Genomic DNA, 26578 nt, shown 5'->3' on the forward strand with positions numbered 1-26578 from the left:
CCATGAGCAAACAGATCCAGGACGCCTACATCGTCGCCGCCACCCGCACGCCGGTAGCCAAGCGCAACGGCATGTTCCGCAGCGTGCGCCCCGACGACATGCTGGCCCACGTGCTGAAGGCCGTCGTCGCCAAGGTGCCGGGCCTCGACGCAACCGAGATCGGCGACGTGGTCGTCGGCTGCGCGATGCCCGAGGCCGAGCAGGGCATGAACGTGGCGCGCATCGGCCTGTTGCTGGCCGGGCTGCCCAACACCGTGCCGGGCATCACCATCAACCGCTTCTGCTCGTCGGGCCTGCAGGCGGTGGCCGACGCCGCGGCGCGCATCCGCCTGGGCGAGGCCGACGTGATGATCGCCGCCGGCACCGAGAGCATGAGCGTGATGCCGCAGATCATGGGCAACAAGATCTCGCTGAACCCGGCGATCTTCGCCCATGACGAGAACCTCGCCATCGCCTACGGCATGGGCCTCACCGCCGAGAAGGTGGCCCAGCAGTGGCAGATCAGCCGCGACGACCAGGACGCCTTCGCGGTCGAGTCCAACCGCCGCGCGGTGGCCGCAATCGCTGCCGGCGCCTTCCGGGACGAGATCACGCCCTACCTGGTGAGCAGCTACAAGCCGGGCGAGGGCGGCGCGGTGCGCGTGTCCGAGCGCCTGTGCGACACCGACGAGGGCCCGCGGGCCGATGCTTCGCTGGTGACCCTCGGCAAGCTCAAGCCGGTGTTCGCCGCCCGCGGCTCGGTGACGGCCGGCAACAGCTCGCAGATGTCGGACGGCGCCGGTGCGGTGCTGCTGATGTCGGAGGCGGCGGTGAAGCGTTACGGCGTCACGCCGATCGCCCGCTTTAGCAGCTACGCGGTGGCCGGCGTGCCGCCGGAGGTGATGGGCATCGGCCCGGTCGAGGCGATCCCCCGCGCCCTCAAGGCGGCCGGCATCGCTCAGGGCGAGCTCGACTGGATCGAGCTCAACGAGGCCTTCGCCGCCCAGGCGCTGGCGGTGGTGCGCCAGCTGGATCTCGACCCGGCGAAGGTGAACCCCCAGGGCGGCGCCATCGCGCTGGGCCACCCGTTGGGGGCCACTGGCGTGATCCGCGCGGCTACGCTGATGAGCGCGATGCAGCGCGGCCAGGCGCGCTACGGGATGATCTCGATGTGCATTGGCACCGGGATGGGCGCGGCGGGGGTGTTCGAGAGGGTGTGACGGCCCAGGGCCGCCGGGAAAGCGGGCGTGTCGATAGTACGGCGCGCCTGCTCGCGACCACCTGCCGGCCCGTCCCGAGCACCCTGGCGCTCCTCTCGACGCGCTTTTAGCGGCCCCCTCGCACCTCCACGCTCCTCCCGAGCACCTCCGTGCTGCTCGGGAGGAGCGTGGAGCCCCTCGTGAGTACCGCCGGGCTGCTCCCGAGGAGCGCCGATCTGCTCGCGAGCACATCCGGGGTGCTCGCCCTGACGGGCGAGGTCACCGTGTCTTGAGTTGGGGCCGGAGTTCCGGGCCGCCCGCCGCTTTGACGGGGCTGGGGTGCTTCCCGCCGGCTGCGTTTCAGGGTCAAATCGCCTCCTTACCCCAACAAGGACGCACCATGAGCTCCACGATTCTCCTCGACGTCACGGATGGCGTCGCCACCCTGACCCTCAACCGCCCGGCCGCGCTCAATGCCCTCTCCTTCGAGATGATGGGCGCCCTGGCCGAGGCCACCTCAAAGCTCGCCCATCGGGACGACCTGCGGGTGGTCGTCATCAAGGGCGCCGGCGAGCATTTCATGGCCGGCGGCGACCTGAAGGATTTCGCCGGCCAGCTGCACCTGTCGCCCGAGAGCCGCATCGCCAGCTTCCGCGCCACCATCGAGCAGGACATCAACCGCAGCGTCGAGGCACTGGCCGGCCTGCGGGTGCCGGTGATCGGCCGCGTGCACGGTGCCTGCGCCGGCTTCGGCCTGTCGCTGGCGCTGGGCTGCGACATGGTGCTGGCGGCCGACACGGCCTACTTCACCACCGCCTACGGCAGTATCGCGCTGTCGGGTGACGGCGGCGTGTCGTGGTTTTTGCCGCGCATCGTTGGGCGCCACAAGGCCTTCGAGCTGCTCCTGATGGCCGAGCGCTTCGACGCCGCCGAGGCGCTGCGCCTGGGCGTGGCCAACAAGGTGGTGCCGCTCGCCGAGCTCGACGCGGCGGTGGACGCGCTGGTCGGCCGCATTCTGCGCGGCCCGAAGGAGGCCTACGCCGAGATGAAGCGCCTGCTCAACCAGTCGCCCGACCAGAGCCTCGATGCCCAGCTCCAGCTGGAGGCCGAGGCCTTTGCCCGCTGCGCCGCACGGCCTGATTTCGACGAGGGCATCGGCGCCTTCCTCGAAAAGCGCAAGCCGCGTTTCAACGGCTGAGCCGGTAGGCCAGGATGCCGACCCATTCGTGGGCCGCGTAGCCGCCGGCATAGGCGGTGTTGATGCCGGGCAGCTTTGGCAGGAGGTTGTCGTCCTTGCCAGGGCCGCCGAAGAACGCGGTGGGGGCCGGGATCACCGCCAGCCCGGCGTGCTCGAAGGCCTCTACCGAGCGGTGCATGTGGGCCGCGTGGGTCACCAGCACGACCCGCTTCACCCCCTGCGGCAGGAGTAGCTGCGCGCTGAAGTCGGCGTTCTGGCGGGTGTCGAGGGAGCGGCCCTCGACCCACTTCACGGGCACCCGGAAATCCTCCTCCAGCACCTGTTTCATCAGCTGCGCCTCGCCCGGGCCCCGGGCGTTGGCTTGCCGGCTCGGGGTGCCGCCCGACACCAGTACCGGCAGCCCGCTCTGCCGCGCCAGCCGAGCGCCGTAGCGGACCCGTTCGAGGGTGATGCGGTTCACCGTCGAGCCGCCATATTCCGGCGCGTAGTCGCGCAGGCCGCCGCTCAGGATGACGATGGCGTCGGCCCCGGCGAGGCTCGCCGGCTCCACCGCCGGGATGTCCTCGAGCGGTTCGAGGAGCGTGCCCACCGATGCCGGCGTGATCATGGCGAGGCCCACGGCGATGCCGCTCCAGGCCACGACGCGGCCGATGCGCGGCAGCCATCCGAGCAGCAGCAGGCCGAGGGCGACCAGCATCAGGGGGCCGAGGGGCGGCAGGATGAGCGCCGCGACGATGTTTTTGAGGTAGAGCATGGTGAAAAAGGGAGCACCGGCGAGGCGCCGCATTGTCGGTGAAGAGGCGCAAGGCTATCATCCGGTTGGGCGCGACCGGCTACCTTATGTAGCCTCGACAGCCCCACGCACACTGGCTTCCATCTCTTCGCCCGCGCCTTCCTGGCGGGCGTGCTCAAAGCATTCCAAGGGTTGCTGCAGCGTCACGGACGTACTCGTCATCAGGGGAAAGATCATCGCGAGAATTGGGTTCCAGTCGAAAAAGGGGGCGTTCGGGCCTGAGTGTGGTCCGGCTCGCCCCGCCGATCCGGGCAGTCCGGCGCCGCGTGGCGCCAGCGGGGCAATCGCCCGCCGACGGGTCGGAGGGCTGGCACGATGATGGAACTCGGCGTGCGGGAGGCGATCTGGGCGCTGGTCGGCGTGCTCTCCCTCTATCTGGTGGTCATCCTCTTCCGGCTGGCGCTGCCGCGCACGGCTCGCGCCGCGGCGGAGGCCGCCCCGCAGACCGAGGTCGTCGCTGCGCCGCCCGCCGCGGCCACCGTCGAGACGATGCCTGCGCCGCCCGAAATCCCCCTCGCCGAAATGAACGAGCTCGAGATCCAGCAGCTGCGCCGCGACATCGGCCAGCTACGCACGGAGCAGGATTTCCTGCGCAGCGAGCTGGTCGCGATGCGGCTCGACATGAACGAGATTCAGGGCACCCTGGCCCGCGCCGAGGTGCAGGCCCAGCAACCGCAGGCCGCGCAGCAGTATGTGCGTCCGGTGTCGCCGCAGCATTCCGAGGCGATGCTGCTGGCCGGCCGGGGGGTCACCGCGGCGCAGATCGCGGATCACTGCGGGATCTCGGTGGCTGAGGCCGAACTGGTGTGTGCGCTGGCACGGGCGGAGGATGGAGCATGAACGAAGAGCGGAAAACCGCCGAGGTGGAGGCCGTGGGCGACGAAGACGGCCGCCGGCAGTTGTGGGTGCGGGCGGGCATGGCCGTGGGCCTGATCGGCTTGCTGCTGGGCGGGCTGGCGGTGTTCGATCACCAGTCGCGCCCGCCGGTGCCCGAAGAGGAGGTGGTATTGCCCACCAAGCCGATCGCGCCGGCCCAGGTTGCGTCCGAGGCCGGGCGTGATGCGCCGCCCGACGTGCTGAGGGCCGGCGCTGAAGCCGCCCTGCGCCCCGTGGCGCCACCCGAGGAGGCGCCGGCGCCGAGTCTGCCGCCCGACACCAAGGCCAGCCGGGCCGAGCGGCTCGAACGCCAGGCCAATGTCGTCGAGGGCACCCGCCCACCGGCGCGGCCGGCCCAGGGTACGATGGCGCCGGCGGCTCCAGGCCGCGTCGAAACCGTGCGGAAACCCGACGAGCCCGCTGTGCCGACGGCCCCGCAGTCTGCGGTGGCGCCAGCCGCCAGAAGCGCGACGGCTGCCGTGGCGCCTGTGCCTGCCACCGCCCAGGCACCGGCTGCGGTGCCCGCTGTACGGCCAGCGCCGGCCGCGTCGGCCCCGGCGCCCACGGTGGCTGCCGAAGCAGGGGCGGCCCCGGCCCCGCGCGCGGCTGCCGATGGTGCCTATTACCTGCCCCTGGGGGCCTTTCCCACCGCCGAACAGGCCGAGGTGCTGAGGGCCCGGCTATCGGCCGCAGGCGTGCCCTCCCACCTGGAGACCCGGGTTCTCGTCGGGCCGTTTGCCGATCGACGCGATGCGCTGGCCGCCCAGGCCCGCCTGCGCGAAAAGGGTTTCACGCCCGGCGAGCTGCTGCCCTTCCGGCGCTGATCCGGCGTGCTTCGCGTGTCGGCGGGCTGCCGGTGATGGCTGCTTGAGCCGCCTGCTTTATGCCTGTCGCGCCATGCCTGCTGCGGTGCGTGCCTTGCCCCGCTGGCCGGGCCAAACCTCGGAGCGTTGCTGGCGCCTGTGCGTATTCCCGGCGCTGCCCCGGCCCGGATCACTCGCACGCCTCGGGCGTCGCTGAAATCCCGCCTCGAACCACCAGATTTTCGTGTCGTTTCTGTATGCCCGACAGGCGGCTAGGCCTGGGCGCAATAAGAGGAAGGCCGGGCGAACTCGTCTGCCGCGGCCCGGGTCAGGTCGTGGAGGTTGCCGGTGGCTTGGTAGGTCTGCCGCAGCCAGGCGGCGTCGCCCTGGTGGCTTGCGGCCAGCGCGCGCAGGCGGTCGAGCTGCGGCCGGCAGCCCAGGTCGTCGGCGTCGCCGGCGAGTTGCTCGAGGAGCGCCGGAAGCGCGGTGGCGAGGGGCGTCTTGCAGCGCCGCAGCGGGTCGGCGAGTTCGGCCGCGAAGCCGAAGCGGCAGGCCTGGAACTTGTTGTAACGGGCCACCAGGGCCTGCATCGCCGGCACTACCGGCGGCCGTTCGCGTAGCAGGTAGCGGGCCAGGCATTGGGCGAAGGCGGCCAGCTCGGTGGCTCGGTCGACGGTCAGTGGGGTGTCGCAGACGCGGACTTCCACGGTGCCGTATTCGGGCTTGGGGCGCACGTCCCAGTACAGGTCCTTGATGCTCTCGGCGACCCCGCAGGACTGGAGCAGCGCCATGTGATCGAGAAAGGCCGCCCAGTCGGCCACGTCGGGGGCCTGCCCGGACAGGGGGAAGGCCGAGACGGCGTTGAGGCGGGCCGATTCGAAGCCGGTGTCGGTGGCGTCGAGATAAGGCGACGCGGCCGACAGGGCCACGAAGTGGGGCACATGGAGGTTGAGGGCGTGGGTCAGCCAGATGGCGTCGTCGCCGGAGGGCACACCGATGTGGATGTGCTGCCCGAACACCGTGAATTGCTTGCTCAGGTAGCCGTAGCGCTCGTTGAGGAAGGCGAAGCGCTCGCCGGGGCTGATGCGTCGCTCCGGCCAGTGGTGGAAGGCGTGGGTGCCGCCGCCGCAGACGGCGATGTTGTTGCGCTGGCAGTGCTCCACCAGCACCTGGCGCAGCCCGTCGAGGTCGGCGGCGATGGCGGTGACGTCCTGCCGGGGGCGGGAGTTCACCTCGATCATGCTCTCGGTGATCTCGAGCTTGATCTCGCCGAAGCGGTCGTCGTAGTGCAGCCCACCCAGCAGGTCGGTGGCGGCGCGGGTGAGGTCGTAGTCGCGCAGGGAGACGAGCTGGAGCTCGAGTTCGACGCCAAGGGTGAGGGGGCGGCTGGGGGTGAAGCGGAGTTGGGAAAGGTCGCTCATCGGCGGGGCTCGGGTGGCGGTTCGGTCTCGCCGGCCTGCTTGAAGGCGTACCGGCACAGCTGGGGGCCGGCCAGCTCCATCAGGGCGGCGGCCAGCAGTGGCAGCAGCAGGGCCTGGCCGCTGACCTCGGGGTAGATCGCGGCCAGTTCGGCGCCCATGAAGATGGCGGTGGCGGACAAGGGCTGGATGCCGACGCCCACCAGCCGACGCTTGGCGGCCGGCAGGTCGTTGCGGCCGGTGAGCACCACGCCGGCAAACTTGGCCAGGCCGCGCACCACGATGAGGCCGATCGCCTGCAGCCCGGTGAGCCAGCTCAGCTTGTCGAGGGGCAGCATGGCGCCGGTCACCACGAACAGCACGATGGCCAGGGTCCAGTGCCCCTCGGGGAGCCTGGTGTAGGCCAGCACCTTGGTCTGGTCGGCCAGGTTGAGCGCGGCGCCCATCATGAACAGGCTGAGGAACACCGGTACCGCCAGCATCCGCGCCACGCCGATGGCCAGCAGCGCGACGGCGACCAGGATGAACACCTGGGCCGCCGAGCCCTTGGCCTGCCGCGCGGCGATCGCCAGGGCCAGGCGGGCGCAGGCCAGCCCGATGCCGGCGCTGCCGCAGACCACCCACAGCGGGTGCACGATGGCGTTGAGCCAGTCGCCGGCCTGCTCTGCGTGCACGACGCCGAGCACCAGCGCGAAGACCACGAAGGAGAGCGCGCAGCTGATCGCCGTGAGCAGCAGCGTGCGCTGGGTGACCTGGCCCTGGGCGCGGTTCTCCTGGGCGGTGAGCAGCACCACCGCCGGTGCCGAGGCCATCGTGATCGCCGCGGTGGCGGCGCTCCAGCCGGGGCTCAGGCCGACCGCCAGCAGGGCGAAGGTGAAGATCGACACGAAGGCCAGCCCCGATTCGGCCAGCGCGCTGGCCAGCAGGCTCCGGTTGGCGTTGAGCCAGCGCAGGTCGAGGTGGCGGCCGGTCTCGAGGAGCAGGAGGCCCAGCGCGGCGTCGGCCACCGGCTTGGCCAGGGCGACGGTTTCCCGATCCAGCCAGCCCAGCACACCCGGCCCGGCGACGGCACCCGCCAGCACGTAGCCGACGATGCGCGACAGGCCGAAGCGGCGGAACAGCGTCTCCCCGACCAGCAGCCCGGCCACCAGCAGCAGGGCGAAGAGGGCCAGCGGGTCGAGCTGCTCGGGAAGCGGCGGCAGGAAGAGGAGCCGCTCCTGCAGCGCCTCCCAGCCTTGGCGGGGCGGCATCATCGGGGCAGGGCTCCGCGGGCCGGGGGCGCCGGCTTGCGCTCACCGGGGCCGCAGCCGCCCGCATTCCGGCTGCTTCGGCGGCTGGTTTCAGTGCCGCTCCGGCTGCCCGGCTGTGCTTCACCGAGACGGTGCCGGAGGGATGTTTTCAGGTCGTGGCGGTGAAGGAGCATGAGCTTGGCGAAGACGTACTTTTAAAAAAACATTGGAACAAATATAATTTACGAAAACATATTTCGCAAACGCCAAGCCGATGACGCTCACCCCGCAAGCCCCCGCAGACCCCATGGCCCTCACCGTCCTGAAGCAGTTCCGGCTGATCTTCGGGTCGGTCCGCCACCACTTCCGGGAGGTCGAACAGAGTTGCGGGGTGTCCGGCTCGCAGCTGTGGCTGCTCCACGAAATCGCCCACACGCCCGGCGTGGGGGTGTCGGAGCTTGCCGCCCGCCTGTCCATCCACCAGTCCACCTGCAGCCAGCTGGTCGACAAGCTCGAGGCGCGGGGCCTGATCTCCAAGGCGCGCAAGGCCGATGACCAGCGGCGGGTCGGCGTGCAGCTGACAGACCAGGCCGCCGAGGTGCTGGCGGTGGCGCCGGGGCCGGTTGCGGGCATCCTGCCGCAGGCCCTGCAGGGCTTGCCCGACGACACGCTGGAGCGGCTGCACCTGGGGCTGGCCGAGGTGATCGCTCAACTGACCGTCAGGGATTCGCCCAGCGCGGGCAAGCCCCTGGCCGATATCTGAGGCCCGCGCGCGGACGCCCGGCTGGGAGGTGAGATGGCACGCAGCAAGACGATCCGGATCGGGCTGTCGGCCCGGCTGTTCCACCCGCGGGACGGCGCGATGGGCATCGAGTCGAAGACGCTCCAGGTGCTCGAGCAGTCGATCGCCCAGTGGGTGATGTCGCGGGATGTGCTGGTGCTGATGGTGCCGTCCATCCTCAAGGATGGCCCCATCCACCGCAGCAACATCCGCCTCCGTGACTACGCCGACTATCTCGACGGGCTGGTGCTGCAGGGCGGCACCGACGTCAGCCCGGAGGCCTATGGTGAGACGCCGTTGAAGGACGAATGGGCCGGCGACCGGGTGCGCGACGCCTACGAGATGGAGCTGCTCCATGAGTTCGTGGAGGCCGGCAAGCCGGTGCTGGGCATCTGCCGGGGCCTGCAGCTCATCAACGTGGCCTTCGGCGGCTCGCTATACCAGGACATTCCCACCCAGTTCGCCGAGCCGGCCCGCCACCAGGCCGACGCCTACGACCAGCACAGTCACGCCGTCCACTTTGCCGAAGGTGGCCAGTTTGCGCGCTGGTTCGGCCCGGTGGTGGGCGGGCAGGTGGTGTCCATCCACCACCAGTGCGTGCGCAGCCTGGGGCGGGATCTGGTGGTCGAGGCGACTTCCACCGACGACGGCATGATCGAGGCCATCCGCCACACCGGGCGGGGTTTCGTGGTCGGTGTGCAGTGGCATCCGGAGTTCCACACCCCGGGGCGCAGCAATCTGCTTGATTGCGCGCCGCTGCTGGACGCCTTCCACCAGGCGGCGCGCAACAGCCGCTAGTGGCGTTCTGCCGCGGGATGGCGGCAGCGCCGTGGCCACTGCGGGGGGCGCAAGAAATTTTTTCTGGATGGGTGTAAGAGTGCGGGCCCGGCTCCGACTAATGGGCAGGCGTCGGATTCCCGGCGGTCCTGCCGGAGCCTCCGGCATCCTCACCCTGACAGGAGAAACATCATGAGTGCCATCACCACCAAGTCGATCTCGGCCGCTTCCCTCGCGCTGGCCATGGGCGCTGCCCTCAGCCTCGCCGCGGCCCCGGCCACTGCCCAGGACCGCATGGCCGACAAGGAGAAGTGCTTCGGCGTCGCCCTGAAGGGCAAGAACGATTGCAAGGCGGGTGCCGGAACCACCTGCGCCGGCACCTCGAAGGTGGATTACCAGGGCAACGCCTGGTCGCTGGTGCCGAAGGGCAGCTGCGAGAAGACGGCCTCGCCGAGCTCGCCCACCGGCCACGGCCAGCTGGCCGAGTTCAAGGAAAAGAAGGCCTGAGCCCCTAGCACCGACGCGGAGCGCCCGCCATGATGCCGAAACTCGTCCAGCCCGCGTCGCCGGCAGGGGGCGTTGCTGCGCCGGGGGCCGCCAGCCTGCCGCCCCGCTGCGGGCTGGGCCTCAAGCCCGAGCATTTTCGCGGCATCCTCGAAACGCAGCCGAATGTCGGCTTCTTCGAGATCCACGCCGAGAACTACATGGTGGCGGGCGGCCCCCTTCACCACTACCTCACCCAGATCCGCAGCCATTACCCCCTGTCCATCCACGGCGTCGGCTTGTCGATCGGCGGCGAGGGCGGGCTCGACGCAGCGCACCTGGATCGCCTGGCGGCCTTGATCGACCGCTACGCGCCTGAGTCGTTTTCCGAGCACCTGGCCTGGTCCAGCCACGGCGGCGTGTTTCTCGACGACCTGCTGCCGTTGCCCTACGACCGGGACAGCCTGAGCCGGGTGTGCGCCCATGTCGACCAGGTCCAGACGCGCCTGGGGCGGCGCATGCTCCTCGAGAACCCGGCCACCTATGTGGAGTTCGCCGCGTCCACCTTCACCGAGGCGGAGTTCATTGGCGAGGTGGTGGCGCGCACCGGCTGTGGACTGCTGCTTGACGTGAACAACGCCTATGTTTCGGGCGTCAATCATGGGCGTGACCCGTGGGCCTGCATCGAGGCGCTGCCCCTCGCCGCGACAGGGCAGATCCACCTGGCCGGCTTCGCCCGGGACGTCGATGCGGCGGGCGACCCGCTTCTCATCGACACCCACGGCGCGCCCGTTTCCCAGGCCGTGTGGGCGCTTTACCGCAAGGTGCTGGAGAGGGTCGGGCCCATGCCGACGCTGATCGAGCGGGACAGCGACATCCCGCCGCTGCCGGTGCTGCTGGCCGAGGCCCGGCGCGCCGAGGGCCTGTTGCAGGCGGTGGCCGGCAGCTTTAAAGGAAACGCAGGGCCGCCCCAAGTTTCCTTGCCCCCCACGGGGGGCGGGCTGGGCGGAGCCTGGCCCTGGGGGCGCTCAGGGGTGGCGCCATGAGTACCCGACACGATTTCGCCCGGGCTCTCCTCGACCCGGAGCTGCCTTGCCCGGCGGGCCTGGTGGCCTGGAACGGCTCCAACCCGGCACGGCGCTTCCAAGTGTATCGAAACAACGTGCTCGTCGCCCTCGTGGACGCCCTGGCGAGCAACTTCGTGGTGACCCACGAACTGGTGGGCGAGGCTTTCTTTCGGGCGATGGCGGCCGTCCATGTCCGCGCCCATCCGCCCCGTTCGCCGGTGCTGGCCTGCTACGGCGCCGACTTTCCGGCTTTCATCGCCAGCTTTATCCCGGCCGCGGGCTTGCCCTATCTGGCGGACGTGGCGCGGCTCGAATACCTGCGGGCCGTGGCCTGCCACGCCGCGGACGTGAGCCCGGTGGGTGAGGGCGCGCTCGCCGCCCAGCTTGCCGACGAGGGCGGCCTGCCAGGGCTCCGCTTCGCCCTGCACCCGTCGCTGGCGGTGCTGCCGTCGCGCTTTGCGGTGGTCTCCCTGTGGGCCGCGCACCAGGGTGTGGGGGATCTCGCGGCGGTGGTTCCGGATGTCGCCGAGACGGCGCTGGTGCTGCGCACGGGGCTGGAGGTGGAGGTCATCGAGATCCCGCCCGCCAGCGGTGTCTTCATCGCGGCCCTCCAGTCCGGGCGGCCGCTCGGCCGGGCAGCCGAGGAGGCGACGGCCCTCGGGGCGGGCTTCGACCTCGCCGCGACCCTTGGCCTGCTGCTGCAGAAGTCGGCCATCACCACACTCCATCCTTCGCGGAGCACACCATGAACACGCCTTTCAGTACCCGGCAAGGTCCACTGCCATCTCCGGCGCTCCACCCGCTCGAGCGCCTCACCCGGTGGCTGTCGGGCATCCCCGACGGTCTGGTCCTGCTGCTCGGGCGCTTCTCGATTGCGGCGGTATTCTGGAAGTCGGGGCAGACCAAGATCGAAGGGCTGGCGATCGACCTGATCTCGGGCGAGTTCCAGCTGGGCTGGCCGCGCCTCGCCGAGTCGGCGCTGTTCCTCTTCGAGAACGAATACCGGCTGCCCCTGCTGCCGCCCGCGCTGGCGGCCTTGCTGGCGGCGCTGGCCGAGCATGTCTTTCCCGTCCTGTTGCTGCTCGGGCTGGCCACGCGCCTGTCGGCCCTCGCGCTGCTCGGCATGACCCTGACCATCCAGCTCTTCGTCTATCCCGATGCCTACCCGACCCACGGCGTTTGGGCCACGGTGCTGCTGGTGCTGATCGCTCGGGGCGCCGGGCCGTACTCGTTGGACCACTTTCTGGCTGGCCGCCTTGGCGCCCGCTGACGGGCGAGGCGCCGCGGCGCGCAGTCGCGCAGGGCCGCCGGGGTGGGCGAGAGATGGGTGGTGCTGGCCCGCATCTCGCGCTATAACGCAGGGGCCCTCAACCACGCCGGTAGCCACGAAGCGCCCATGAGTCAGGATTCAAGCCCTCTGATGGAAGATGACTTTTTGGTGGCGTTGCGCCGCGATCTCCTCAAGTTCGCCCGGTTGCAGCTGCGCAACGACGCCCTCGCGGAGGACATGGTGCAGGAGGCGCTCGCCGCTGCGCTCGTCGGCGAGCGCAGCTTTGCCGGCCGGGCCGCGCTAAAGACCTGGATCTTCGCGATCCTGCGCAACAAGATCGTCGATCACTTTCGTGCGAGCGGCCGGGTCACCAACGTCTCGGCCCTGTCGCCCGAGGAGGCCGGGCTCGATCAGGCCTTCGAGGCGCTGTTCAAGGCCAACGAGCACTGGGCCCGGGACGCCCGCCCGGCCCCCTGGGGCGACCCGGAGGAGGCCCTGATCCAGCAGCGTTTCTGGGTGGTGTTCGATGCCTGCCTCAATCATCTGCCGGCCAGCACCGCGCGCGTCTTCATGATGCGGGAGTTTCTGGAGCTGGAGACGGCGGAGATCTGCCAGGCCCTCGAGATCACCGCCGGCAACTGCAACGTCATCCTGCACCGGGCGCGCAACGGGCTGCGCCGGTGCCTCGACAAGAACTGGTTTTCCCCGGAGCCGTCCCGATGCTGAGCTGCAGACAAGCCACCCGCCTTCTCTCCGAGGCCCAGGACCGGAAGCTCGGTCTGTCCGAGAAGCTGAGCCTCGAGCTGCACCTGGCCATGTGCAAGGGGTGCACGAACTACCGGGCCCAGGTGTCCTTCCTGCGTGATGCCTGCCGGCGCTACGTGGCGGACGTCCGGGAGGGCCGCGAGTAGCGCCTATGGTCTGCCGTGGAGCCGGCCCGGCTCATTCGCCGGCCTGGTGGGGGACGATGGACAGGGCGTGGCCGCTGCGGCAATGGAGGGCGAAGCCGTGGCCACGGCCGCTGCCCGCCGGTGCGGCCCACAGGGCGGATTCGTCGCCCAGGCTGCGGGCGATCTCGTAGCCCCGCTGCTTGAGGAGGCCCGGGTCGAGGTGTTCGGCGACGATGCGCGCTGCATCCGGGCGCGCGGGGTGGGCGAGGACGAGGCGAAAGACTCCCATGGCGGTCTCCTGCTGGATTGAGCGATGGGGGAAATCTAAGCGCCCTGTGTGACGCCTTCGCGACGCGGCGAAGGCAATCGTGCTGCGCCCGGCGGTCAGGCGTTAATGGCGAGGCGGGAGGGGCGAAAGCCTTCGAGCAGCTGGCCGGCGGCGGCGGCGTCGAGGGGGCGGGAGAACAGGAAACCCTGCATTTCGTCGCAGCCCAGGCCTTCGAGGGCCGTGCGTTGCTCGCCGCGCTCGACGCCCTCGGCGGCCAGCCGGATGCCCAGACCCCGGGCAACCCCGGCAATCGCGCCGATGACCGGCTGGCTGGCCTGGGCCTGGATGTCCTTGACGAAGCTGCGGTCGATCTTGAGCCGGCTGACGCCGTAGCGCTGCAGGCTGGCGAGGGACGAATAGCCGGTGCCGAAGTCGTCGAGGCTGATGCCGACGCCGAGATCGCGCAGGTCCTTGAGGCAGGGAGCGACGTGCTGGACATCGCTGCACAGCAGGCTCTCGCTCACCTCGAGTTCGAGGCTGGCCGGCGGCAGGCCATGGCGGGCGAGCACCCGCGACACCGTGTCGGCCAGGTCGGGGTGTTCGAAATCCCGCGGGGAGAGATTGGCGGTGAGGCTGAGTTCGGGAAACTGGCGGCGCCATGCGGCCATCTGCGCACAGCCGGTCTCGAGCACCCAGCGGCTGATCTCGTGGATGATGCCGGCCTCTTCGGCTGAATGGATGAAGCGCGACGGCGCCACCAGCCCGTGGGTGGGGTGGCGCCAGCGCACCAGCGCCTCCATGCCGCTGATGCGGTCCCGCGACAGGCTGACCAGGGGCTGGTAATGCAGCTCGAGTTCGTGGCGCGCGACGGCCTGGCGCAGCTCTTTTTCGAGGGAGGCCCGGGTGCGGTAGCTGGCGTGCATCTCGGGCGAGAAGAAGCTGAAGCCGCCGCCGTTGCCCTTGACCTGGTGCATGGCCACGCTGGCGTGCTGGATGAGGTCTTCGGCGCTGTTGCCGTCCTGCGGGTGGATCGCGATCCCCAAGCTGAGGGATGCGGTGAATGGATGTTCGCCGATTGCGAAGGGGGTCTGGAAGGCCTGCTGGATTTTCTCGGCGATGGCCCGGGCGTCCGGCTCGCTGCCGATGTCGGGCAGGAGGGCGATGAACGCGTCGCCGCGGTGGCGGGTCAGGGTGTCGCCGCGGCGCAGGCATTGCTTGAGCCGGAGCGCGATGGCGCGGAGCAGGGTGTCGCCGTCGCCGCGGCCGTGGGTTTCGTTGATCTGCCGGAAGCGGTCGATGTTGATGAGCATGACCGCGATGAGGCCCTTGCGACGCTTGGCCTGGGTGATGGCCAGGTTGAGGCGGTCGTCGAAGAGTTCGCGGTTGGGAAGCTGGGTGAGCGGGTCGTGGAAGCCGATGTGGGGCGCGGGGGCGTCGTCGTCGCGCCGGCGCAGGGCGGGCAGGTTGCGGGCGGCGCCGTAGGTGCCGACGAAGTGGGCCGGGGCGCGGGAGTCGGCGCGCCGGTAGATGCCCATGGCGTTGAGCACGATGCTCACCGGCCCGTCGCCATCGCTGCCTTCGGGGCCGTAGGGGTTGCGGCTGAGGCGCAGCTCGACGTTGCTGGCAGCCCGCGGGCCGGTGCGCCGCTCGGCAAAGAAGAAACGCGCCCGGTCCACGTCCTCGGGGTGCACGATCTCGGAGAAGTGCTTGCCGATCAGGTCGTTGCGGGGGTGGCCGAGGAGCGATTCGACGCGCTGGTTGAGGTAGTTGAAGCGGCCCTCGGCGTCGAGGGTGTAGATGAGATCGAGGGAGTTCTCGACCATGTAGCGGTGCATCTGCTCGGACGATTGCAGGCGCTGGTGGATGATTCGGTTGTTGCGCTCGACCTGGCGCTTGAGGAGGGCGTTGGTGACGGCCCGGCGGAGCTGCTCGGGGCTGTAGGGCTTGAGCAGGAAGTCGTCGGCGCTGCGGCGCAGGGCGCCCACGGCAGCGTCCATAGATTCTTCGCCGCTGATCATGATGGTGGATTCGCGGCGCTCGTGGCTGAGCAGCCAGTCCATCACCGCCAGGCCGGAGGCGTCGGGCAGGCGGTAGTCGATGATCAGCAGGTCGTAGGAGCGGGTGTTGAGGCGTGCGAGGGTTTCAGCGACGGAGCCGCAGTCTTCGATCAGGCGGTCCTTGCTCTGGAGCAGGGCCGCGACTGAGCGTGTCAGGGACGGTTCATCGTCGACGACAAGAATGCGGGTGAGGGACTCGGCGGCTGCGCACCGGCTCTCGTCGGTTGGGAAGAACGGACCTTCCCAGGGGATGACCATCGTGACTCCCTGACATGCTTTTTTACTTTGCGCCGCAATGATGCATCAGATCAGGGCATTGCCGCCAGCGGCATGAATATCTGGAAGAGCGTACCAGAGCCCGGCTGGCTGCGGCACAGGATGGTTCCGCCGTAGGCGGTGACGAGGTCGCGCACCACCGGCAGGCCGATGCCGCTGCCGCCGGGCTTGTCGTTGCTGCGCGCGTTGGGGGTGAACAGGGTGTCGATGCGCTCGGCGGGCAGGCCCGGGCCGTTGTCCACGACGCGGATCTCCATGCAGCGGCTGCCGTTGGCGTTGATGCCGGCGACCGCCGCGACGGTCAGCTTGCCGCCCTCGGGGATGGCCTCGGCGGCGTTCTTGAAGAGGTTGAGCAGCACCTGCTTGAGGGCGTCCGGCGGGATCGCGGCGGGCGGCAGGTTGGCCGGCGCGCGCAGCTCGAAATGGATGCCGCGGCGTGAGAACAGGGCCTCGCCGTAAAGCGCGCGCAGGTCGTGGAGGATCTCGGCGACGCCGCTGTGGGACGGGCCCGAGGGGGTGATCGAGCTGAAGTCGCTGGTGCGGCGGACGAGGGTGCCGACCCGGTCAAGCTCGTCGCTGAGCAGGGCGAACTGTTCCTTGAGGGCGGGGTCGTCGAGCTTCTCGTCGATCATGCCCAGGTAGGTCTTGATGACGGTGAGCGGGTTGCTGGCCTCGTGGGCGATGCGCCGGGCGTGGTCGATGTAGCGGCGGGCGATGCTCTCCTCGAGGTCCTGGCGCATCTTCTCGTCGGCGCGGCGCTCGGACAGGCGGGCGGTGGCGGCCTGGGTGACCGTGCGGCGCAGGCCGGGCTCGACGTCGCCGCCGGGGATCTCGTTGCTGGCGCAGGGGAAGACGGCGACGCCGGCCTCGTGGGGGTTGTTCCAGGGCACGCAGAGCAGCCCGTCGGATTCGAGCCAGCGGGCGAGCTGCCAGTCGGCGGTGCACCGGCCTGGTGGGCGGGCGCCGTTCTGGAAGCGCATCTCGGTGTCGTCGCGGAAGGCTTGCGCCAGCGCGCTGTACTCGTCGGCGATGGGGATCTGGAGCTGCTCCAGCCCGGGGTAGGTGGGGTTGGCGGCGCCGACGAGGAAGTCTTCGCTGAAGTTCCTGACGAACAGCACCGGTGCGTCGAGGCCGAGCAGCAGACGGCTGGCCACGTCGAAGCCCTGGCGGGCCATGCCGGCATCGCTGAAGGCGCCGCGGGAGAAGGCGCCGAGGGCGGTGCGGGCGATGCTGGTGTCGGTGGCCGGCTCGCTCTTGTCGGACGAGACGGCCCAGGGCTGGGTGAGCATGGCCGGCTCGATGCTCATCTCGAGGCCCTTCAGCCGCTCCTGCAGGCCGCGGGCGGTGTCGGCGATCAGGCTGACGAGGAGGCTGCCCTCGACGCCGGTGAGGTGGCTGGCGCTCTCGAGGCTGGCGGCGGACTGGCTGCCGCGGTAGCCGGCGAGCTCTTCTGCGGCGGCCAGGATGCGCACCAGCGGGTGGGCGTTGATGATGCTTTCGGGCTCGGCCTGGTGCAGCGCGATGGCGTCGGCAACGCTCGGCGGAAACCCGCAGCGGGCGGCGAGGTCGGCCGACAGCTCGGCGTGGTCGAAGCCGTAGCGCTCCCATTCGGCGGCGGCCAGGGCGCGCTCGTCGATGGCGTCGAGCTGGAGCTGGCGGTAGTCGTCGCTGTATTCACCGAGCCACAGCAGCCCGAGGTCGTGCATCAGGCCGGCGCAGTAGGCTTCGTCCGGCCGCGGGTAGGCGGTTTCGAGGGCTAGGTGCAGGGACAGTTCGGCCACGAACTGGCTGTGCAGCGCGTGGTGGCGATGGGAGCGGGTGCCGATGCGGCGTTGGGGCTGCTGGATGACGTGGCGCAGGGACCAGCCCTGCAGGAGGCCGGCATCGATGCCGGCGATGCGGTTGGCGATGGCGTCGAGCAGTTTCTCAGGATCGTTGCCGCCCAGCGGCGCGGTCAGGAGCAGCTCAAACACCAGAACGGGGTCGAGGGCGATGCTGCGGGCGATGTCCTGCGTGGTCGGCTTGCCGTTGGAAAGAGCCCGAAGCAGCGCCGTTGCGCTTTCGCGCAAAGCGGGCAGACGCGATGTCGGAACTGCTGAAGGACGTCGCATTTTGAATATTCGGGTCGTGGGCATAAAGACGAAGCACGGTTTTCACAAATTTAGTGCTTTGAATTCTAACCGCAGCCTCCCGCCTGCTGCCTGTGACTTATGCGTGCCCATGGTCGGGCTTGGGCCAGAGAGTGTGACCCATTTCGCGCCGGCCGTCAGAGTCTGGGCAGGGAGGGGAGGGCGCTTCAGCCGAACTGCAGGCTGTCGGCAAAGGCCAGGGCTTCGAGGTGGGCCCGGTTCACCTCATCGGGCGTGATGTGCAGCTCGTCGGCGAGGGTGGCGAGCTGCTTTTCGTCAAAGCTTTCCAGGGCCCGCGCGAGTTTCAGGAAGGGTGCATAGACCCCGTCGCCGCTCACCAGCGCGTCATAGATGGGGGGAGGAAGGTGCATCTCCTCGAGGGCCGAACGCAGGCTTGCGCCGAGGAGCAGGTGGAGCATCGAGAAGGCACCGGTGATGAAGAGGTTGTCGAGCTCGCCCTTCTCGAAGAAGGCGCTGCCGATCTTCTCCATGAAGCGGCCGCGGGCGATGGCGGTCTGCATGAGGGCCGGTGCGGAGGGGTCGCGACTGGCCGAAATGAGCAGTACAGAAAGCCATTTATGAAGTTTTTCGTAGCCCAGAATGGTGACCGCGTGGCGGAAGGACTGGATCTCGCACATCAGTCCGAACCCGGCAGAGTTGATGTAGCGCAGCAGCTTGTAGGAGAGGGCCACGTCCTGCTTGAGGACGTTTTCGATCTCCTTCACCTCGGCGTTGCGGCGCACCAGGCTGAGCAGGCGGACGATCTGGGCATGGGACGGGGCGAGCTTGCCGTCGGTCTTCACGCCCCGCAGGAAGAACCAGCCGGATGCCCCGTCGTAGCCCTGGGCGATGGCGTCGCGGAATTCGGGCACGTCGGCCAGCCCCCAGGCGATGGCCAGGCCCGGCGGGTCGGCGGGCAGGGGCTGGCGTTTGGCGTCGATGATCACGAAGCGCCACGGCACATTGGGCGGCACCACCGTGTCGGGCTGGTACCAGGTGAGGTTGACGCTGATGCCCGCCTCCTGCAGGCGGGGGATCAGCGAGAGCGTCAGCGGGTGGGCGATGGCCTGGGACGGGATCTCGACCATCGCGTTGGCGGGAGCTTTCCACTCGAGGAGGTCGGGGGTGGGCACCAGCCGGTAAAGGCTGATGAACACCGGATGGGTGGCCGGCCACACGTCGGCCAGCCCCTGCAGGCCCTCGACTGCCCGGGCGACCGTGGCCGCATGAACGATCAGCCGGTTGGCGGTGATCTTGTACTGTTTGTTGATGACCGGCTCGCGGGTGATCAGGACGGCGTTGCTCATGGGCTCGGGTTCCGGGGCCGGGACTCAGGCGGGGGTGGGGTCGGTCGAGAAGCTGAAGGCGTCGGCGAAAAAGGCGTCGGCCGGCAGCTGGCAGCGTCCGGTGAGGTCGGCGCGGGCGGCGTCGATCATGGCCGGGGAGCCGCAGGCGTAGACTTCGTGCCCGGAGAGATCGGGCAGGTCGGCCATGAGGGCGGCGTGGGCGAGGCCCTGGCGGCCGCTCCAGTTGTCGGCAGGCGATGCGTCGGAGAGCACCGGCACGCAGCGGAAGCCGGACAGGCGCGCCTCCCAGCTGCGGGCCACGTCGAGCTGGTAGAGGCCGGCGAGGTCACGGCTGCCCCAGTAGAGCGTCATCGGGCGGGTCTGCCCGGTGGCGATGGCGTTTTCGACGATGCTCTTGATCGGCGCAAAGCCGGTGCCGCCCGCCAGCAGGATCGCCGGCTTGGGGGAGTCGTGCAGCCGGAAGCCGCCCAGCGGGCCTTCGAAGCGCAGGATGTCTTTTTCCTTGAGCTTTTCGAAGACGTGGGTGGTGAACTGGCCGCCGGGCACGCGGCGGATGTGCAGCTCGAGGTGGTCGGCGCTGGTCGGGGCGTTGGCGATCGAGAAGCTGCGCCGCTTGCCGTCGGCCAGCAGGATGTCGATGTATTGCCCGGCGATGAACTGGAACTTCTCGCTGGCCGGCAGCTTGAGCTCGAGGATTATCACGTCGTCGGCGGCGAGGCTGCGCTTCTGGACCCGGCAGGGCAGCTTCTTGACCGGGATGTCGCCGGCACGGCTCACCTGGCGCACCTCGACGATGAGGTCGGAGCGCGGGTGGGCGCAGCACAGCAGCGCCATGCCGGCTTCACGTTCGGCTACGGTGAGGGTGGATTCGGAGTAGCGCCCGTGATCGACCTCGCCCGCCAGCACCTTGCTCTTGCACACGCCGCAGGCGCCGTCACGGCAGCTGTAGGGGATCAGCAAGCCGCCGGCCAGGGCGGCTTCGAGGATGGTTTCGTCGGAGGTGGCAGGAAAGCCGAGCCCGCTCGGCTGAAGGGTGACCTGGAACGACATGATGGGTGGCCGTGAGATAATCGGTGGATGAAACGTCGAAAAATGAAGCAGGTGCTTGTTGTCGGTAGCGGCGATGTGGCCCGCCGGATCATCCCGTGGCTGGCCCGCCGCTTCCGGGTTTGCGCCGTGGTCCGCCGACCGGAGGAGCGTGCCGCGCTGCGCGCCCTGGGCGCGACGCCCCTCGTGGCGGACCTCGATGAGCCCGGTTCGCTGCAACGGCTTTCCGGCATTGCCGACTACGTTCTGCACTGCGCGCCACCGCCCGCAACGGGGCGGGGCGACCCCCGCACCGGCCGACTTCTGGCGGCTTTGGTGCATCGCGGGAGTCTACCACGACGGCTAATCTATATAAGTACCACCGGCGTCTATGGCGACTGTGGCGGCGACTGGCTGGACGAAACCCGCAGCCTGCGCCCGACCTCGGCCCGGGGCGCCCGGCGCGTGGCGGCAGAGCGCCTGCTCCGGCGCTTCGGCCGGCGGACGGGTTGCCGGGTGAGCCTGTTGCGGGCGCCGGGCATCTACGATTCGGCCGAGCGCCTGCCGCTGGCCCGGCTGCACAAGGGCGAGCCGGTGCTGCGGGCGGCGGATGACGTGTTCACCAACCACATCCACGCCGACGACCTGGCCCGGCTGCTGGCCCTGGCCCTCTTTCGCGGGCGGCCCGGGCGGGCCTACAACGCCTGTGACGACAGCCAGCTCGCGATGGGCGATTATTTCGACCTGGTCGCCGACGCCTGCGGGCTGCCGCGCCCGCCCCGCCTGTCGCGGGCCGAGCTGGCGCAGCAGGTCTCGCCGATGACGCTCTCGTTCATGTCGGAGTCGCGGCGCATCGGCAACGCCCGCATCAAGAACGAATTGCGTGCCCGCCTGCTCTACCCCACGGTCGCCGATGCGCTCCGGGCGCGAGGCGAGCCGGTTTCCTGAACCTTTCCCTGAGAGCTTTCCCCATGGATTATCTGAGCATCAAGTCCCTGCACATCATCCTCGTCACCAGCTGGTTCGCCGGCCTGTTCTACCTGCCGCGGCTGTTCGTCAACCACGCGATGGTGAGCGACAAGGCCACGCTGGAGCGCCTCGCGCTGATGGAGCTCAAGCTCTACCGCTTCATGACCCCGCTGGGCATCCTGGCGGTGGGGCTGGGCATGTGGCTGTGGTTCGGCTTTGGTTTCTCGGGCGGCTGGCTGCACCTCAAGACCGCGCTGGTCACCTTCCTGATCGTCTATCACCTTTACTGTGGCCGCCTGATGCGTGCCTTCGCCGAGGGGCGCAACACCCGCAGCCACGTGTGGTTTCGCTACTTCAATGAAATCCCGGTGCTGGTGCTTTTTGCCTGCGTCTTCCTGGTCGTGCTGAAGCCCTTCTGATTCTTCTACTGGATTCCTCGTCTTGAACTTCTTTGCCCCTTGCCCCCGCGGCCTCGAGCCGCTCCTTGCCGACGAGCTCATCGCCCTCGGTGCCACCGACCCGAAAGCCGTGCCCGGCGGCGTGCAGTTTGCCGGCGACTGGGCGCTGTGTTATCGCGCCAACCTCGAGAGCCGGATCGCCACCCGCGTGCTGTGGCAGATCACGATGGGCCGCTACCGCAGCGAGGAGGACGTGTATCGGATCGCCTACGCGCCCACCTGGGCTCGCTGGTTCACGCCCGAGCAGACGATCCGTGTCTTCGTCACCGCCCACAAGTCGCCCCTGCGCAGCCTGGAGTTCGTCACGCTGAAGATCAAGGATGCCGTCTGCGACCATTTCCGCACCGTGGCGGGCAAGCGGCCCAGCGTCGACACCCAGGCGCCGGACATGCGCGTGCATGCGTTTTTGTCGGCGGATACCGTCACGCTCTACCTCGACACCTCGGGTGAGCCGCTCTACAAGCGTGGCTTCAAGGAGGCTGCGGTCGAGGCGCCGCTCAAGGAGAACCTGGCCGCCGGCATCCTCAAGCTCACCGGCTGGAAGCCGGGCGAGGAGGCCCTGTGTGACCCGATGTGCGGCAGCGGCACCTTCCTGATCGAGGCGGCCCAGATGGCCCTCGACGTGGCCCCGGGCCTGGGCCGGCATTTTGCGTTCGAGCGCTTCAAGCATTACGAGCGCGACACCTGGCTGCCCATCCGCCAGGCCGCCGAGGCCCGCCGCCAGCCGCCGCGCAAGCTGGCGATCTACGGTTCGGACATCCTCGAATCCCAGCAGCGCAAGGCCTTCGTGAACCTGCGCAGCGCCGGCCTGGAGGGCTGTGTGGAGGTGACCCGGGCCGATCTGCTCGACCTGCCGGCCCCGGCGCCGGCCGGCGTGCTGGTCGCCAACCCGCCCTACGGCGTGCGCCTGTCGGACACCTCCGAGCTGGAGGCCTTCTACCCGCAGCTGGGCGACGCCCTCAAGGCCCACTGGGCCGGCTGGCGCTGCTATTTCTTCACCGGCGACCCGGCCCTGCCGAAGGGCGTCCGCCTGAAGGCCAGCAAGCGCACGCCGCTCTTCAACGGCGCCATCGAATGCCGGCTGTTCGAATACCAGATGATCGCCGGCTCGGCCAGGAAGCCCAAACCGGTCGACAAGGCCCCGGACTAAAAAGCGTCACGACGACCTCGGCGGCGGAGTCGCCGCCATCTTCTTGGCTCCCCACGGACTGAATGGGCGCAGAAAGCGTAGCGAGCGCTCCGAGGCTGTGACGAGAAGCGCAGCCGTACAGGCGTACGGCGAGCATCGCAGTCGCAGGATCGGAGTGCGCAGTAGCTTTATGCGCCCATTTACACGATGTCGAGGTTCTGGATGCCCGACAGCATGTCACCCCGGTCGCCGCGGCGGCTCTTGAGCTTGATCTGCAGGCGCAGGTCGTTCATGGAGTCGGCGTTGCGGAGGGCGTCTTCGTAGGTGATCAGGTTGCGCTCGTAGAGGTCGAAGAGGCTCTGGTCGAAGGTCTGCATGCCCAGCTCGCTGGAGCGCTTCATGACGTCCTTGATGCCCGGGACTTCGCCCTTGAAGATGAGGTCGGAGATCAGGGGCGAGTTGAGCATGACCTCAACCGCCGGCACGCGGCCCTTGCGGTCGCACATGGGCAGGAGGCGCTGGGAGATCAGGGCGCGCAGGTTGAGGGAGAGGTCCATCAGGAGCTGCTGGCGGCGCTCTTCGGGGAAGAAGTTGATGATCCGGTCGATGGCCTGGTTGGCGCTGTTGGCGTGGAGCGTGGCCAGGCACAGGTGGCCGGTTTCGGCGAAGGCGATGGCGTAGTCCATCGTTTCGCGGTCACGGATCTCGCCCATCAGGATCACGTCGGGGGCCTGGCGCAGGGTGTTCTTGAGCGCCGGCTCCCAGGATTCGGTGTCGATGCCGACCTCACGCTGGGTGACGATGCAGTTCTTGTGGGCGTGCACGAACTCGATCGGGTCTTCGATGGTGATGATGTGGCCGAAGCTCTTTTCGTTGCGGTAATCCACCATCGCCGCCAGCGAGGTGGTCTTGCCGGTGCCGGTGCCCCCCACGAAGATCACCAGGCCGCGCTTCGACATGGCGATCTCCTTGAGCACCGGCGGCAGGCCGAGCTCATCGAAGTTGGGGATGCGCTGGGGGATGGTGCGCAGCACCAGACCGACCTGGCCCTGCTGGATGAAGGCGTTGGCCCGGAAGCGCCCGATGCCCGCCGGCGAGATCGCGAAGTTGCACTCTTTGGTGGCTTCGAATTCCTGGGCCTGGCGGTCGCTCATGATCACCCGCGCCAGCTCGGCGGTGTGGGTGTGGGTGAGCTGCTGGTTCGACTGGGGCACGATCTTGCCGTCGATCTTGATGGCCGGCGGAAAGTTGGCGGTGATGAAGAGGTCGGACCCGTTCTTCTGAAGCATCAGCTTCAGCAGGTCGTTCATGAACTTGAGTGCCTGGTCGCGTTCCATGGTGTGTTCCTGTTGCCGGGCGGACCGGCGGATATCGGTGATTGTCCGGGGTTGACCGGCGATCAGGCCGTGAAGTTGTCCTTGTTGGCGGCACGAACGCGGGCTTCGGCACCCGAAACGATGTTGCGCCGCACCAGGTCGGCCAGGCACTGGTCGAGGGTCTGCATGCCCACGCCCTGGCCGGTCTGGATGGCGGAATACATCTGGGCGACCTTGTTCTCGCGGATGAGGTTGCGGATGGCCGGGGTGCCGATCATGATCTCGTGGGCGGCCACGCGCCCGGCGCCGTCCTTGGTTTTGAGCAGGGTCTGCGAGATGACCGCCCGCAGGGATTCGGACATCATCGCGCGGACCATGTCCTTTTCGGCAGCCGGGAAGACGTCGACGATACGGTCGACTGTTTTGGCGGCGGACGAGGTGTGCAGGGTGCCGAACACCAGGTGGCCGGTCTCGGCGGCGGTGAGGGCGAGGCGGATGGTTTCGAGGTCGCGCAGCTCGCCGACGAGGATCACGTCCGGGTCTTCCCGCAGGGCCGAGCGCAGGGCGGCGTTGAAGGACTGGGTGTCGCGGGCGACTTCCCGCTGGTTGATCAGGCAGCGCTTGGATTCGTGGACGAATTCGATCGGGTCTTCGATGGTGAGGATGTGGCCGTATTCGTTTTCGTTGACGTAGTCGACCATCGCCGCCAGCGTGGTGGACTTGCCCGAGCCGGTGGGGCCGGTGACCAGCACGATGCCGCGGGGCTGGCTGGAGATGTCCTTGAAGATCTTCGGGCAGTTGAGCTCTTCGAGGGTCAGCACCTTGGACGGAATGACCCGGAACACACCCGCTGCGCCGCGGTTCTGGTTGAAGGCGTTGACCCGGAAGCGGGCGAGGTTGGGGATCTCGAACGAGAAGTCGGTCTCGAGGAATTCCTCGTACTGCTTGCGTTGGGCGTCGTTCATGATGTCATAGACCATGCCGTGCACATCCTTGTGGGTGAGCGCCGGCAGGTTGATCCGGCGCACGTCGCCATGGACGCGGATCATGGGCGGCAGACCGGCCGAGATGTGCAGGTCGGAAGCCTTGTTCTTGACGGTGAAGGCAAGCAGTTCGGTGATATCCATCGTGGTGGCTCGTCGCTTTGGAGGGGGGGGGAGGGGCCGGGTTCGGGCACAATTTTGGGGCCACGGGCCGGTGCTATACTCAACGGCCCCAGGCTTCCGAAAATTGAGCTTTGCAAGATTATAAGTCAGGGCTTTCCGCCCGCCTCCAAAACCTTGTCATGCGCATCGCGCGTGCCGCCGAGGCGGCCGGGCGTGATGCCGCCGAAGTAAGGCTGCTGGCCGTCAGCAAGACCTGGCCGGCCGACAGCGTGCGTGAGGCCGCGGCCGCCGGGCAGTGTGCCTTCGGCGAGAACTACGTGCAGGAGGGCGCCGAGAAGGTCGACGCGCTGGCCGGGCTGGGCCTCGAATGGCATTTCATCGGCCCGCTCCAGAGCAACAAGACACGCCTCGTGGCGAACCGCTTTGTGTGGGTGCATTCCATCGACCGCCTGAAGATCGCCGAGCGCCTGTCGGCCCAGCGGGACGCGCATCTGCCGCCCCTCGAGGTGTGCATCCAGGTCAATGTGAGCGGCGAGGCGAGCAAGAGCGGCGTGGCGCCGGGCGAGCTGCCTGAGCTGGCCCATGCGGTGGCGGGCCTGCCACGGCTGCGGCTGCGTGGCCTGATGGCGATCCCCGAGCCGACCTCCGACGTCGCTTTGCAGCGGGCGCGCTTTGCCACGCTGCGCCAGTTGCGCGACCAGCTCAACGCCGACGGCCTGGCCCTCGACACCCTGTCGATGGGCATGTCCGACGATCTCGAGGCGGCGATCGCGGAGGGCTCCACCATGGTCCGGGTCGGTACGGCGATCTTCGGTTCCCGGTCCTGAAATCCGGCTGGCGGAATGCTGCGGCCACCCGCTGCGCCCCGCCCCGGTTGTTTTCCGAACAGGCGCCGCATCATCCCGGGTGGCCTGTATCCTTTCGATTCCTACAGACGGAAAGACGGCAATGAAAATTACCTTCCTCGGCGGCGGTAACATGGCGGTAGCCCTGATCGGCGGCCTCCTCAAGCGCGGTTTCAAGGCGACGGACGTGCAGGTGGTCGAACTCTCCGGTGAGGGCCGGGCCCGCCTCGCCGCCGACTTCGGCGTGCGTGCCATCGAGGCCATTGATGATGCGGCGCTGGCCTGCGATGTGCTGGTGCTGGCGGTCAAGCCCCAGCAGCTCCGCGCGGCGGTGGCGCCCATCGCCGGCCGGCTCGACCGGCAGCTGGTGGTGAGCATCGCCGCCGGCCTGCGCCTCGCCGACATCGGGCGCTGGCTGGGGGGCCATGGCAAGCTCGTGCGCTGCATGCCGAACACCCCGGCACTGATCGGGGCGGGCATCACCGGCCTTTTCGCCGATGCTTCGGTGGATGCGGCCGGGCGGGCGGCTGCCGAAGAAGTGCTGGCGGCGGTCGGCTCCACCGTGTGGGTGCAGGACGAGGCACAGATCGACGGCGTCACCGCCATCTCGGGCAGCGGCCCGGCTTACGTCTTCCATTTCATCGAGTGTCTGCAAGCCTCGGGCGAGGCCCTCGGTTTCGAGGCCGACACTGCCCGTAAGCTGGCCATCGACACCGTGCTCGGCGCGGCCCGGCTGGCCGCCGGCAGTGCCGAGTCGCCCGCGGTGCTGCGCGAGCGCGTCACCTCGAAGGGTGGCACGACGGCGGCGGCGCTGGCCTCGATGGCGGCAGATGGTTTCCCGGACGTGATCCGGCGGGCCGTGGTGGCAGCTGAAGCCCGCGGGCGCGAGCTCGGCGACGAGCTGGGCCGCGATTGATCCAGGGAGGCAT

General features: G+C 69.0%; 27 protein-coding genes. 17 read left to right on the forward strand and 10 right to left on the reverse strand.

Annotation, left to right across the window (positions count from 1 at the left end):
• Positions 1-2 precede the first annotated feature (2 nt).
• Both ZRA01_RS03660 and ZRA01_RS03665 read left to right on the forward strand, forming a co-directional pair.
• Positions 3-1199, forward strand: a complete 1197-nt coding sequence (locus ZRA01_RS03660; RefSeq protein WP_141349416.1) for an acetyl-CoA C-acyltransferase — start codon at positions 3-5, stop codon at positions 1197-1199.
• A 379-nt stretch (positions 1200-1578) separates the two neighbouring features.
• The gene (locus ZRA01_RS03665) at positions 1579-2376 is read left to right on the forward strand and encodes an enoyl-CoA hydratase/isomerase family protein (RefSeq protein WP_141349418.1); all 798 of its coding nucleotides are present in this window, start codon (positions 1579-1581) and stop codon (positions 2374-2376) included.
• Here the strand turns inward: ZRA01_RS03665 and ZRA01_RS03670 are convergent.
• Complete coding sequence (locus ZRA01_RS03670; RefSeq protein WP_141349420.1) at positions 2366-3130, reverse strand: YdcF family protein; 765 nt, start codon at positions 3128-3130, stop codon at positions 2366-2368. The two genes, ZRA01_RS03665 and ZRA01_RS03670, sit on opposite strands and share 11 nt — an antisense overlap.
• A gap of 354 nt (positions 3131-3484) precedes the next feature.
• On the opposite strand from ZRA01_RS03670, the gene ZRA01_RS03675 reads away from it, so the two are divergent.
• Both ZRA01_RS03675 and ZRA01_RS03680 read left to right on the forward strand, forming a co-directional pair.
• Positions 3485-4009: a DUF2802 domain-containing protein gene (locus ZRA01_RS03675; protein ID WP_141349421.1), complete on the forward strand. Its 525-nt coding sequence runs from the start codon at positions 3485-3487 to the stop codon at positions 4007-4009.
• The gene (locus ZRA01_RS03680; protein ID WP_141349423.1) at positions 4006-4869 is read left to right on the forward strand and encodes an SPOR domain-containing protein; all 864 of its coding nucleotides are present in this window, start codon (positions 4006-4008) and stop codon (positions 4867-4869) included. The genes ZRA01_RS03675 and ZRA01_RS03680 overlap by 4 nt, the downstream gene beginning before the upstream one ends.
• 251 nt (positions 4870-5120) lie before the next feature.
• On the opposite strand, the gene ZRA01_RS03685 is transcribed toward ZRA01_RS03680, so the two are convergent.
• Together ZRA01_RS03685 and ZRA01_RS03690 are read right to left on the reverse strand one after the other, a co-directional pair.
• Complete coding sequence (locus ZRA01_RS03685) at positions 5121-6269, reverse strand: YbdK family carboxylate-amine ligase (protein ID WP_141349425.1); 1149 nt, start codon at positions 6267-6269, stop codon at positions 5121-5123.
• Complete coding sequence (locus ZRA01_RS03690) at positions 6266-7519, reverse strand: cation:proton antiporter (protein ID WP_141349426.1); 1254 nt, start codon at positions 7517-7519, stop codon at positions 6266-6268. Before ZRA01_RS03690 ends, ZRA01_RS03685 begins: the two co-directional genes overlap by 4 nt.
• Before the next feature lie 283 nt (positions 7520-7802).
• Here ZRA01_RS03690 and ZRA01_RS03695 point away from each other — a divergent pair, with 283 nt between their 5' ends.
• From ZRA01_RS03695 to ZRA01_RS03730, 8 genes are all read left to right on the forward strand, one after another.
• Entirely contained in the window at positions 7803-8258 is a 456-nt protein-coding gene (locus ZRA01_RS03695; RefSeq protein ID WP_218028643.1) for a MarR family winged helix-turn-helix transcriptional regulator, read from the forward strand.
• 33 nt (positions 8259-8291) lie between these two features.
• Entirely contained in the window at positions 8292-9074 is a 783-nt protein-coding gene (locus ZRA01_RS03700; RefSeq protein WP_141349430.1) for a gamma-glutamyl-gamma-aminobutyrate hydrolase family protein, read from the forward strand.
• A gap of 171 nt (positions 9075-9245) precedes the next feature.
• Positions 9246-9560, forward strand: coding sequence for a BufA1 family periplasmic bufferin-type metallophore (locus tag ZRA01_RS03705; RefSeq protein WP_141349431.1), 315 nt, complete (start codon positions 9246-9248; stop codon positions 9558-9560).
• Between the two features lie 29 nt (positions 9561-9589).
• On the forward strand, positions 9590-10582 hold the full coding sequence (gene bufB / locus ZRA01_RS03710) for an MNIO family bufferin maturase (protein WP_218028644.1): 993 nt from the start codon (positions 9590-9592) through the stop codon (positions 10580-10582).
• The gene (locus ZRA01_RS03715) at positions 10579-11352 is read left to right on the forward strand and encodes an HvfC/BufC N-terminal domain-containing protein (protein WP_141349433.1); all 774 of its coding nucleotides are present in this window, start codon (positions 10579-10581) and stop codon (positions 11350-11352) included. Before bufB ends, ZRA01_RS03715 begins: the two co-directional genes overlap by 4 nt.
• Positions 11349-11873 (forward strand): DoxX family protein, encoded by a 525-nt coding sequence (locus ZRA01_RS03720; RefSeq protein ID WP_141349435.1) that lies wholly within the window; start codon positions 11349-11351, stop codon positions 11871-11873. Before ZRA01_RS03715 ends, ZRA01_RS03720 begins: the two co-directional genes overlap by 4 nt.
• Before the next feature lie 150 nt (positions 11874-12023).
• Positions 12024-12599, forward strand: coding sequence for a sigma-70 family RNA polymerase sigma factor (locus tag ZRA01_RS03725; RefSeq protein ID WP_246093274.1), 576 nt, complete (start codon positions 12024-12026; stop codon positions 12597-12599).
• Positions 12593-12784 (forward strand): zf-HC2 domain-containing protein, encoded by a 192-nt coding sequence (locus tag ZRA01_RS03730; RefSeq protein WP_141349438.1) that lies wholly within the window; start codon positions 12593-12595, stop codon positions 12782-12784. Before ZRA01_RS03725 ends, ZRA01_RS03730 begins: the two co-directional genes overlap by 7 nt.
• Positions 12785-12815: 31 nt before the next feature.
• Here ZRA01_RS03730 and ZRA01_RS03735 read toward each other — a convergent pair whose 3' ends face one another.
• The 5 genes from ZRA01_RS03735 to ZRA01_RS03755 form a co-directional block, all read right to left on the reverse strand.
• A complete protein-coding gene (locus tag ZRA01_RS03735; protein ID WP_141349440.1) occupies positions 12816-13052 on the reverse strand; it encodes a hypothetical protein in 237 nt (78 codons plus the stop codon).
• Positions 13053-13147: 95 nt separating this feature from the next.
• Positions 13148-15346 carry a putative bifunctional diguanylate cyclase/phosphodiesterase gene (locus ZRA01_RS03740; RefSeq protein WP_141349441.1) on the reverse strand — a complete coding sequence of 733 codons (2199 nt, stop codon included), beginning with the start codon at positions 15344-15346 and terminating at the stop codon, positions 13148-13150.
• Positions 15347-15396: 50 nt separating this feature from the next.
• Positions 15397-17475, reverse strand: a complete 2079-nt coding sequence (locus ZRA01_RS03745) for an ATP-binding protein (RefSeq protein ID WP_170182898.1) — start codon at positions 17473-17475, stop codon at positions 15397-15399.
• Positions 17476-17660: 185 nt separating this feature from the next.
• Positions 17661-18800: an EAL and HDOD domain-containing protein gene (locus ZRA01_RS03750; protein WP_141349445.1), complete on the reverse strand. Its 1140-nt coding sequence runs from the start codon at positions 18798-18800 to the stop codon at positions 17661-17663.
• Positions 18801-18824: 24 nt separating this feature from the next.
• Complete coding sequence (locus ZRA01_RS03755; protein WP_141349447.1) at positions 18825-19850, reverse strand: CDP-6-deoxy-delta-3,4-glucoseen reductase; 1026 nt, start codon at positions 19848-19850, stop codon at positions 18825-18827.
• Positions 19851-19892: 42 nt separating this feature from the next.
• On the opposite strand from ZRA01_RS03755, the gene ZRA01_RS03760 reads away from it, so the two are divergent.
• From ZRA01_RS03760 to ZRA01_RS03770, 3 genes are read left to right on the forward strand one after another with little or no spacing between them, the layout of a single operon-like run.
• Positions 19893-20774, forward strand: a complete 882-nt coding sequence (locus ZRA01_RS03760; protein WP_141349559.1) for an NAD-dependent epimerase/dehydratase family protein — start codon at positions 19893-19895, stop codon at positions 20772-20774.
• 23 nt (positions 20775-20797) lie between these two features.
• Positions 20798-21214 carry a CopD family protein gene (locus ZRA01_RS03765; protein WP_141349449.1) on the forward strand — a complete coding sequence of 139 codons (417 nt, stop codon included), beginning with the start codon at positions 20798-20800 and terminating at the stop codon, positions 21212-21214.
• A 22-nt stretch (positions 21215-21236) separates the two neighbouring features.
• Positions 21237-22403, forward strand: coding sequence for a THUMP domain-containing class I SAM-dependent RNA methyltransferase (locus ZRA01_RS03770; protein ID WP_141349451.1), 1167 nt, complete (start codon positions 21237-21239; stop codon positions 22401-22403).
• Between the two features lie 179 nt (positions 22404-22582).
• Here the strand turns inward: ZRA01_RS03770 and ZRA01_RS03775 are convergent, their stop codons facing one another.
• Together ZRA01_RS03775 and ZRA01_RS03780 are read right to left on the reverse strand one after the other, a co-directional pair.
• Entirely contained in the window at positions 22583-23719 is a 1137-nt protein-coding gene (locus ZRA01_RS03775; protein ID WP_141349452.1) for a PilT/PilU family type 4a pilus ATPase, read from the reverse strand.
• Positions 23720-23781: 62 nt separating this feature from the next.
• Positions 23782-24825 (reverse strand): type IV pilus twitching motility protein PilT, encoded by a 1044-nt coding sequence (locus tag ZRA01_RS03780; protein ID WP_141349454.1) that lies wholly within the window; start codon positions 24823-24825, stop codon positions 23782-23784.
• 158 nt (positions 24826-24983) lie between these two features.
• Here ZRA01_RS03780 and ZRA01_RS03785 point away from each other — a divergent pair, with 158 nt between their 5' ends.
• Positions 24984-25631 (forward strand): YggS family pyridoxal phosphate-dependent enzyme, encoded by a 648-nt coding sequence (locus tag ZRA01_RS03785; protein ID WP_141349456.1) that lies wholly within the window; start codon positions 24984-24986, stop codon positions 25629-25631.
• Positions 25632-25752: 121 nt separating this feature from the next.
• Positions 25753-26565 carry a pyrroline-5-carboxylate reductase gene (gene proC / locus ZRA01_RS03790; protein WP_141349458.1) on the forward strand — a complete coding sequence of 271 codons (813 nt, stop codon included), beginning with the start codon at positions 25753-25755 and terminating at the stop codon, positions 26563-26565.
• The last annotated feature ends 13 nt before the right edge of the window (positions 26566-26578 follow it).

The organism is Zoogloea ramigera, from assembly GCF_006539865.1.
GTDB classification, from domain to species: domain Bacteria; phylum Pseudomonadota; class Gammaproteobacteria; order Burkholderiales; family Rhodocyclaceae; genus Zoogloea; species Zoogloea ramigera.